General features: G+C 35.3%; 9 protein-coding genes and 2 tRNA genes. 4 read left to right on the top strand and 7 right to left on the bottom strand.

Features of this window, described 5'->3' with window-relative positions; translation table 11 throughout:
• Positions 1-769 (top strand): DNA adenine methylase (locus ACFIKH_RS06220; protein ID WP_375671205.1); only part of this gene is annotated, 769 nt, incomplete at its 5' end.
• 71 nt (positions 770-840) lie between these two features.
• Positions 841-1,227: an XRE family transcriptional regulator gene (locus ACFIKH_RS06215; protein ID WP_375671203.1), complete on the top strand. Its 387-nt coding sequence runs from the start codon at positions 841-843 to the stop codon at positions 1,225-1,227.
• 89 nt (positions 1,228-1,316) lie between these two features.
• Here the strand turns inward: ACFIKH_RS06215 and ACFIKH_RS06210 are convergent.
• The 3 genes from ACFIKH_RS06210 to ACFIKH_RS06200 all read right to left on the bottom strand — a co-directional run bounded on the left by ACFIKH_RS06210 (position 1,317) and on the right by ACFIKH_RS06200 (position 3,482).
• Positions 1,317-1,391: transfer RNA gene (locus tag ACFIKH_RS06210), tRNA-Val, on the bottom strand.
• Positions 1,392-1,487: 96 nt separating this feature from the next.
• Complete coding sequence (gene cpdR / locus ACFIKH_RS06205) at positions 1,488-1,850, bottom strand: cell cycle two-component system response regulator CpdR (RefSeq protein ID WP_005773448.1); 363 nt, start codon at positions 1,848-1,850, stop codon at positions 1,488-1,490.
• Between the two features lie 714 nt (positions 1,851-2,564).
• Entirely contained in the window at positions 2,565-3,482 is a 918-nt protein-coding gene (locus tag ACFIKH_RS06200) for an alpha/beta hydrolase (protein WP_375653759.1), read from the bottom strand.
• A 280-nt stretch (positions 3,483-3,762) separates the two neighbouring features.
• Between ACFIKH_RS06200 and ACFIKH_RS06195 the strand changes: the two genes are divergently transcribed.
• Positions 3,763-4,230 (top strand): Hsp20 family protein, encoded by a 468-nt coding sequence (locus ACFIKH_RS06195; protein ID WP_375626440.1) that lies wholly within the window; start codon positions 3,763-3,765, stop codon positions 4,228-4,230.
• A 258-nt stretch (positions 4,231-4,488) separates the two neighbouring features.
• Here the strand turns inward: ACFIKH_RS06195 and ACFIKH_RS06190 are convergent.
• Positions 4,489-4,565 (bottom strand) — tRNA-Pro (locus ACFIKH_RS06190).
• A gap of 606 nt (positions 4,566-5,171) precedes the next feature.
• Between ACFIKH_RS06190 and ACFIKH_RS06185 the strand changes: the two genes are divergently transcribed.
• The gene (locus ACFIKH_RS06185) at positions 5,172-5,537 is read left to right on the top strand and encodes an iron-sulfur cluster assembly accessory protein (protein WP_375671201.1); all 366 of its coding nucleotides are present in this window, start codon (positions 5,172-5,174) and stop codon (positions 5,535-5,537) included.
• 70 nt (positions 5,538-5,607) lie between these two features.
• Here ACFIKH_RS06185 and mazG read toward each other — a convergent pair whose 3' ends face one another.
• Genes mazG through ACFIKH_RS06170 form a run of 3 tightly spaced genes read right to left on the bottom strand, consistent with a single transcriptional unit; the run spans position 5,608 to position 8,421 of the window.
• Complete coding sequence (mazG, locus tag ACFIKH_RS06180; RefSeq protein ID WP_375626442.1) at positions 5,608-6,423, bottom strand: nucleoside triphosphate pyrophosphohydrolase; 816 nt, start codon at positions 6,421-6,423, stop codon at positions 5,608-5,610.
• A gap of 33 nt (positions 6,424-6,456) precedes the next feature.
• A complete protein-coding gene (locus tag ACFIKH_RS06175; RefSeq protein WP_375627364.1) occupies positions 6,457-7,386 on the bottom strand; it encodes a lipid A biosynthesis lauroyl acyltransferase in 930 nt (309 codons plus the stop codon).
• Between the two features lie 6 nt (positions 7,387-7,392).
• On the bottom strand, positions 7,393-8,421 hold the full coding sequence (locus ACFIKH_RS06170) for a zinc-binding dehydrogenase (RefSeq protein ID WP_375626444.1): 1,029 nt from the start codon (positions 8,419-8,421) through the stop codon (positions 7,393-7,395).

The raw sequence follows: 8,421 nt of genomic DNA, 5'->3' as shown, positions 1-8,421 counted from the left end.
AGAATTTACACAAACATTGTTTGCGTGGATGGGTGGTAAACACTATCTGCGTAAGAAAATTATACCGATTTTAAATAGCATTGACCATGAAACCTATGTTGAACCATTTTTAGGTTCTGGTGTTATTTTTCTAAATAAAAGACCAGCAAAATATTCCGTGATTAATGATCTGAATGGAGAGATAACGAATCTGTTTCAATGTGTTCAAAATGACTTTGATGATTTATCCAAACGACTAGAATGGTTTGTTTGTTCAAGACAGTTGTTTTTTGAACTTGCGGCTATTGAACTAGAGAGTCTCTCCAAGGTTGAAAGAGCCGCACGCTTTTTGTTTCTCCAACGTTGTGTCATGTACGGGAAAGAAGATTACTACTCTTTTAGATTTGGAAGAAAAAGAACGGCAGAGTTTAATCCCGAAAAGCTGTTATCAAGGATGAGACGTGTTAGACAGAAGCTTCTTGATACGACGATCTTAAATTTATCATGGGATCGGGTTGTCGAGCTTTTTGATGCACCCGACAGTTTATTTTATCTAGACCCGCCTTATCTTGTGAAGAAGAAGTGTTATAGTTCTGGAAATTTTGTTGAAGATGATTTTGTGAACATGGCAAAAGTTCTCAAAAGCATCCAAGGCAAATTTGTCTTGAGTCTGAATGATAGTGATGAGGTTCGAGAGATCTTTAGGGATTTTGACTTTTTAGAATTAGAGGCCCTTTGGACATCTGGTTTTGCTAAAAAAAACTCTTCGAAAAGAACTCTTGATTCGTAATAACTGAAAAAAATCATAAAAAGATTTGTTAGAATCAGAAGAAATATTTTTTCTCTAACAGGACTTTTTTGATGCTTACATCCTTTGGTAAAATTTTACGGAAACTTTGTCTTGATCACTCAGAACGCCTCTTAGATATGGCTAAGAAATTAGACATATCTGTAGCATTTTTATCTTCTGTCGAGATTGGCAAAAAATCTGTTCCTGTAGGACAAAAGATAATTGAACTCTATGCTTTAGATCAAGAGAAGGCTTTACTCTTAAGAAAAGCAGCTTATGCTTGTCGCAAAAGTTTTACAATCAAGACTTCTGATCCGTTGAGGCGTGAAGCTGTTGGCATGTTTTCTAGATTTATAGATATTTTTACACAAGAGGATTTAGAAAAATTCAAACAAATACCAGAAGTAATTCGCGAATCAAACAGAGAGAAAAATGCTACCTTTGTAGAGAAATGTTAAAAAACCCTATTCCTCTAACTTTATTCAGACATTCCTCACAGTAAAAAAGATGTATAAATACAGCAAGTTATAGGATAAGAAAAAGAATCTGGTGGGCGTGACAGGGATTGAACCTGTGACCCCTACGATGTCAACGTAGTGCTCTCCCGCTGAGCTACACGCCCATTCATTGATGTTGCATACACCATATAGAATGACAAACGTCAATGCCTAATTTCGTTTTCTCTTTCAACAGATGCAAATAACTTAAAAAATACTTTTTAAGCAGCGATAAGGATCTTTTCAACCTCATTGACGAGTTCACGTAAGTGAAATGGCTTAGAGAGAACCTTTGCATCAGGAGGGGCATCACTATTTGAATTGAGTGCTACCGCTGCAAAACCTGTAATGAACATTACTCGTAAATCGGGGTCAATCTCAGTAGCACGTCGTGCGAGTTCGATTCCGTCCATCTCTGGCATCACAATATCAGTCAGGAGAAGGGAAAATGGCTCTTCTTGTAAACGTTCATACGCGCTAATACCATTATCGAAATCGGCGACTTCGTAGCCTGCACGTTCTAAGGCTTTTACGAGAAAGCGACGCATATCGTTATCATCTTCTGCGAGCAGGATTCGTTTCATGATTATGTTCCAATGGCTCCATTTGTCAGAGTTTTGCCGCATCAATTATACAATATAGAGTATTTATAAAAAAGACGGTAAAATGCTCATAATTGAAATGAATGGCAAAATGGTTAATTCTTACATTCTTATTCAGAATACAGCATATTCGTTGTGAGTTGGTTAAATTCAAAATATATGTGATTTTGAAAAAAGAAGGGGTTCTCTAGAACTTTTAAGGTGATTCATTCTATATCGAGAAATTAGAAGAATATTATGTTAATTTATTGTTTTTAAAAAGTTCTCCTAAAAATAGAAATTTTATAGTTATTTGTTTTTATAGAGATTTGTAATAAATATTATAAATGCGCTTTATTTTCAGTTTTTTTTCCTTAAATAGATAAAAACTATTATTTTTCTAAATATAATATTAAATTAACACTTAATAATATATCAAAAATAGTATTTTGATGATTTATTTATAAATATGTATCATGCTATATTAAGATAGATTTATTATCTTCATTTTTATTAATTATACAAAATATTTTTATTTATATAATAGTTTTTATTAGAATGCCTGGTGAAATATTTAGGTCATGGCTTGCCTGTAGAGGCTAGAAAACGAATCATATGAGTGGTTGGAAAGTAAAATCCGTTGTATTAAGAAGTGTTTGTAGATCCAACACTCGTAGAAATTTTTTTATGGGGCGGAGTGGAAATTAAGATTTAGTGTTATTTTACAGATACATTATCGGGAATAAATGCATCAAATGCAGCCCAAAATTGCTTTTTATAATTTTCATTAACCATGATTGTGTCCAGTTCAGCGCCTGTAATAGTAATACTTTCTGTCAGGTGTGTGTGTTGGCATAATTGCCGCACTTCAATGTTATTTGCAATATTGTTTTGATTGGCAAGAATAAAGAGTGTTGGAATTCGTAAATCTCCGTGGAGTACATTTCTTTTCATAGAATCGATCGCATTAAATACCGATGCCATCCATTGGGATGTTGGGGGCTTAATGGAATGGAACGGCACTTTATGCATGTGTCCCAATTGTATATTGTTTTGTTTTGTTTTGTTTAATTTTTTCCCATCTTTCGCTGGTATAAAGCCAAGACCTATATCAGAAAGAAATTGTGTTAATTTATGTTGAAAACCATTCGTTTTATTACCGAATGGAGCAAAAAGGGGAGAAACACAGAGCAATTTATTAAACCGATGATTAATGAGATCTAATCCGCTAAGTGCCATCAATCCACCTATACCATAGGCGAGCATAGAGTAAGGAGGCGGACAATTAGGATAAACAATATTTTTAAGAAATTCATATAAGTCATTAATATCACTATTTATATCAAAACAATGATGTCGGCTTTGTTTTCTTATCTTGAAGGATTTTTTTTCTTGATCAAACCAGTCAAATATTGCTGTATGAAAACCGCGGTTAGAAATTTCATTTATTAATAAAAAATATTTTTCTAAAGTACTTGCGTAGCTTTTTAGAATAACAATTGTTCCTTTAGATTTTTCTACCTCAGGATATGTTATCGCAAAACGAATTTCGTGATCTATTGCTATTTTAAGAGTACCATGATGGATATTAGGAGGAGTGGAAGCCCAGTCTATGGGATAAATAGGTGTTTCCAATTGAAATCCTTTACAGTGTATTTGCCGCTTAGTGCAACGTGAGATAATGATAGGACTTTGACATTTATGTAATGAAGAAAAAGGATTTAAAAAGGGGTATATTGCTTTTTAGATAGTTTTTATCAATTTAGGTTCCAAAGAGTTGAAATAAAGAAAAACAATTACCAGATAATATAGTGTGGTTGCCATGATGGGGCCGCAGGTTCACAAGTAAGTTTGCCATTTGGGAACTTTGTGAATTGATTGTTAAATTATAGTCGCTCTAGAGGAGGGCAATATTATGCGTCAGGTAGATTTTTCACCATTTTATCGTTCCACAGTAGGTTTTGATCATCTTTTTAACTGGTTTGATTCTAGAACACAACCAAATGAAGTTTCTTCTTATCCCCCTTATAATATCGAGCGTTTAACTGAAGATTCTTATAGAATTTCTATGGCTGTTGCTGGTTTCTCTCAAGATGAAATTGATATTGAAACGCATTGTAACCAGCTGATCGTTAAGGGAGACAGAAAGTCTGAAAATGATGATGAAGAGCGAGAATTCCTTTATCGAGGCATTGCTTCGCGTGCTTTTGAACGGCGTTTTCATTTGGCTGATCATGTTAAGGTTATTGGAGCAGAACTTGGAGATGGGCTTCTTCATATTCAGCTTAAAAGGGAAATGCCAGCTGAATTAAAACCCAAAAAAATAACCGTACAGATGTCACCATCCATTACAAAAAATGATAACAGCGATATTGTCGTGTAGGAAAATTTAGAAAATATAAGACCGAATAATTATAAATTTTTCTGAAGAATAAAAAACGCGAGGCAAAAGGTCTCGCGTTTCGTGTGTGTTTTCCTAAGAACAAAGCTTATTTTAGTAAAACAGCTTATCTCGAGTTTATGATAAAATGTTATTGCACATTATTCTACGTTGAAGAAAAAATTCATGTATGTGCAATTGAAATGCATAATAATTCACTTTTTAAGTAAGCTTATTTTTTATTTTATAGCATTTTAAAAATGGTCGGAGCGGCGGGATTTGAACCCACGACCCCTTGACCCCCAGTCAAGTGCGCTACCAAGCTGCGCTACGCTCCGAGTTTGTGTAAAACGATTAAATGACTGTTTCTTTAAAGGCAAGAGAAAAAATAAACAGAATAAAATCTAAAATGCTCTTGCACTTAGAGCTTTTGAAAGTAAAAATTTTAGACATCACTATTTTGTTATCAATTCAAGATACATAACGAATCTGTAAAATTCTTTGTAATCATTAAATTTTTAGCTCTATAGTTAATAGATCTATGTATTTAATTACTTTTGCAGATTGTGAAGGGTAAGATTGGTGGCTTTAGGGGTATGAATTGGAGAAGGGGGGAGCAAATGAGTACGGGAGGTATATTTTTTCCTTATCTAATCGTTACTTTTCTAAAAAGATAAAGATTTTCAAAAGGAGAGGATGGAATGTATGGTATTGAAACGTTTTCCTTTGTTTAGAGTTTTTATAGACGAGGTATTTTGCGTTTTATGTGGACAAAAAATTGTAAGTTCTGGATTGTATAATCATAAATCTCATTTTACGGGTACGCGTTTTTATCCAAATAAACAAGGTCAGAATACTTTAATTTATGTTTTGTTGTTTTTTTTCTAAAATACTATAGAGGAAAAACTTTCAAAGTGTCTATTGAACTAAGAAAAGAGTAAATGATGAGCCGTTTTTCGGTAATAAATTTGACAGAAGCAGCAGTGGATCGTGTTAAAGCGATTATGGATGCAAAAGATGCACAGGGTGTTCTTGTTGGTATCAAAAAAGGTGGTTGTGCAGGGATGGAGTATACAATTACTCTTGTCAAAGAAAAGGGGATAGATGCGGATGTTGTTGAAGTGAATGGTGCCCGTGTTTTCGTAGCACATGATGCGGTGTTATTTTTATTAGGGACGCAGATGGATTATGAAGTGACAACGCTTCGTTCTGGTTTTGTCTTTAAAAATCCTAATCAAGTTTCAGCATGTGGGTGTGGCGAATCGGTGGAACTTCGTCCTGCTACGCAGGATCAATATAAAACAAATTGAGCTGAGCTGAATTATAATTCAGTAATTTTAGAGGAACTTGTTCTTTGAGGTAGAAGAAATCTAGTATTTTTTATTGTTCATTTTTAGCTTGCTTCCAAAGCGCTTCCATTTCATTCAGGGATGCGTCAGTGAGTGTTTTAGATTGAGTGGATAGCTTTTCTTCAATATAGGCAAAACGGTTTCGAAATTTTATATTCGTTTTTTTTAATGCTTTTTGTGAATCTATCCCTAAGTGGCGTGCGAGATTAAGGAGAATAAAGTAGAGATCTCCAAACTCTTCTTCTATCTCTGAATTTTGTTTATTTTTGATGGCTTCTTTAAGCTCTTCGAGTTCTTCTTCTATTTTTTCAAAAACTTTATCACTTTTTTTCCAATCAAAACCTACTTTAGCTGCTGCTTCTTGTAAAGAAAGTGCCTCTTGGTTTGCTGGCTGGATTTGTTTTACTTGTGCGAGTATGCTTGTGGAGGAATTGTTGTTTTTTTCTTCGCACAAACTTTTTTGTTCAACCTGTTCTCTTTTTTTTATATATTCCCACTCCTCTTTTATAAATCCTCGTTTTTTTTGCTCGGCATTTCCAAAAACGTGAGAATGGCGTCGAATCATTTTTGCCGTGATTGCATAAACAACATCTTCAAAAGTAAAGCTGCCTTCTTCTTGTGCAATGGTAGCATGATAGATAACTTGTAAAAGGAGATCTCCAAGTTCTTCACAGAGATCCTTTCGGTTTTTTCGTTCAATGGCATCGATGACTTCGTAAACTTCTTCGAGCATATAGGGTATGAGGGATTCAAAAGTTTGTTTTTTATGCCAGATACAACCGCTATCAGAATTTCGTAATGCAGTGATAATTGCAACGAGATCTTTGATGTCTTTTGAGGCTAACATTTGCACTTCCTTTGTAAGCAATAGAGCCTTATGTTAGATGTCCCAACGTCTATGTAACCACATCCATTGTCCAGGATATTCACGGACCCAAGATTCAACAATATCATTTAATTTTTGCGTAGAAGCAGCTATATCGATATCATTTTTTTCATCACGTGGAAGTTCTATATGTTCATATAATTCTAAACGATGACGTCCATTGGGCAAACGAATACAACGTGCTGGATAAATATCACAGTCATATTGTCGAGCAAGTTTTATAATTAAGGGATTTGTTTTAAGAGGTCTGTTAAAAAATGTTCCCATGATACCGCGGCGAAATTTTTGATCAACGAGCATACCAACATTTTCACCTTCTTCTAATTTGGCTGCTAGTGCCCATGCTGCACCGGCCTTGGAGGGAATAAGATGCCCCATAGAAGTTTGTCGTGCTTTAAGGACTCGTTTGGCAACATAGGGATTATTGGGTGGTCTAAATAATACCGTAACATTAAGATCAAAACTTTGTGCACAAATAGGCAGAAGTTCAAAATTTCCAGTATGTGCGGTGAAAAAAATATGTGGTTTTTTTTCATTTTTTAATCGCTCAAATATTTCAACGCCTTTAACTTCAATGAAACCTGGCTCGTCCGCATGAGGATCAAAATCAAAAATTTTATCAAGAAAAATATATTCGGCTAGGAAACGTCCTATATTTTCCCACATTTCTATTGCAATCGCATGGAGTTCTTGCTCTGTTTTTTCTGGATATGCACCTCTAAGATTTGTAAGTGTGATTTGATGACGATGTAAAAGGGGACCAATTTTTTTTACCAACCAAGAAAAAAAAGAGACTCCCATTTTGGCAGGAAAGCATTTTAGAATAAATAAAGAACCAAAGAGCAGATACGCCCATAACAAGTAGGATATTTTTTTAGCTATAATTTTAATAAGATATATGAGATTTTTAAGAGAAAGCTTCATCATGATTTAATCGACTTTAAGGATAATTTTACCAAAAACATCACGACTCTCCATTCGTTTTAAAGCTGTATCAATTTCATCCAGCCCAACAATTGTATCAATGACAGGGTGTACGGCTTTTTGTGCCATTTTTTGCATGGCATTTTTCATATTTTCCATACGGCAGCCAAATGAACCGAATATCTTAAGCTGTTGCTGGAATAATTGCATGAGATTTATTGGTGCTGAAACACCAGAGGTAGAACCGCAAGTCACTAAGCGTGCTCCTTTTTTCATACATAACAAAGAACCGTTCCATGTATCTACACCAACATGCTCAAAAACAACGTCAACACCTTTTTTTTGGGTTAATTTACGCACTATACCTTCAAAACGATCTTTACGATAATTAATCACATGATCTGCTCCAAGAGAGTGTGCTTTTGCAATTTTTTCATCTGAACCTACAGTTGTGATAACTGTACAGCCCATGTGTTTTGCAAGTTGAATGGCTGCAGAGCCAATACCTGAACCACCAGCCTGTATCAGGATTGTTTCTCCTGCTTGTAGTTTTGCGTTATCGAAAAGCATATGTTCTACGGTACCAAAAGTAATTGGAGCAACCGCTGCCTGCAATTCATCACATTGAGGAGGTGATGGAACTAATAAACGTGCTGGCAAATTGACAAGCTCACACGCAAATCCATCAAGGTGAAAACCGTAGACTCCCTTTACATGGCTGCAAAGATTATCCCGTCCTTCATGACAAGCTTGGCATACTCCGCAGGTTTGTGCACCATAAATTGAGACAATCTGTCCAAGTTGGAGATGTTCAACGCCATCTCCTATTTGTATAACCTCACCAGAGGCTTCTGCACCAATGATGAGTGGCATTTTTCTTTTCGCAAAAGCCATGCCACGCCATCCCCATACATCAATATGATTAAGAGCAACGGCTTTTATCCGCACAGTTACTTCACCTAGACTAGGTGAAGATGGCGGGGAAATATTAGTGATTTCAAGCCGACGATCATCGAAGAGCTGCAGTGCACGCAT

The organism is Bartonella sp. SD1336NMGDW (assembly GCF_042193565.1).
In the GTDB taxonomy this organism is placed as follows: domain Bacteria; phylum Pseudomonadota; class Alphaproteobacteria; order Rhizobiales; family Rhizobiaceae; genus Bartonella; species Bartonella grahamii.
The sequence above is the reverse complement of the archived record's forward strand: the minus strand, read 5'-3'. Positions and strand labels throughout refer to the sequence as shown.

Excerpts from the sequence above, each read along its gene's own strand:
- ACFIKH_RS06195 (WP_375626440.1), top strand. The coding sequence starts at position 3,763 with ATGCGTCAGGTAGATTTTTCACCATTTTATCGTTCCACAGTAGGTTTT.
- ACFIKH_RS06175 (WP_375627364.1), bottom strand. The coding sequence starts at position 7,386 with ATGAAGCTTTCTCTTAAAAATCTCATATATCTTATTAAAATTATAGCT.
- ACFIKH_RS06185 (WP_375671201.1), top strand. The coding sequence starts at position 5,172 with ATGAGCCGTTTTTCGGTAATAAATTTGACAGAAGCAGCAGTGGATCGT.
- ACFIKH_RS06215 (WP_375671203.1), top strand. The coding sequence starts at position 841 with ATGCTTACATCCTTTGGTAAAATTTTACGGAAACTTTGTCTTGATCAC.
- cpdR (WP_005773448.1), bottom strand. The coding sequence starts at position 1,850 with ATGAAACGAATCCTGCTCGCAGAAGATGATAACGATATGCGTCGCTTT.
- ACFIKH_RS06170 (WP_375626444.1), bottom strand. The coding sequence starts at position 8,421 with ATGCGTGCACTGCAGCTCTTCGATGATCGTCGGCTTGAAATCACTAAT.
- mazG (WP_375626442.1), bottom strand. The coding sequence starts at position 6,423 with ATGTTAGCCTCAAAAGACATCAAAGATCTCGTTGCAATTATCACTGCA.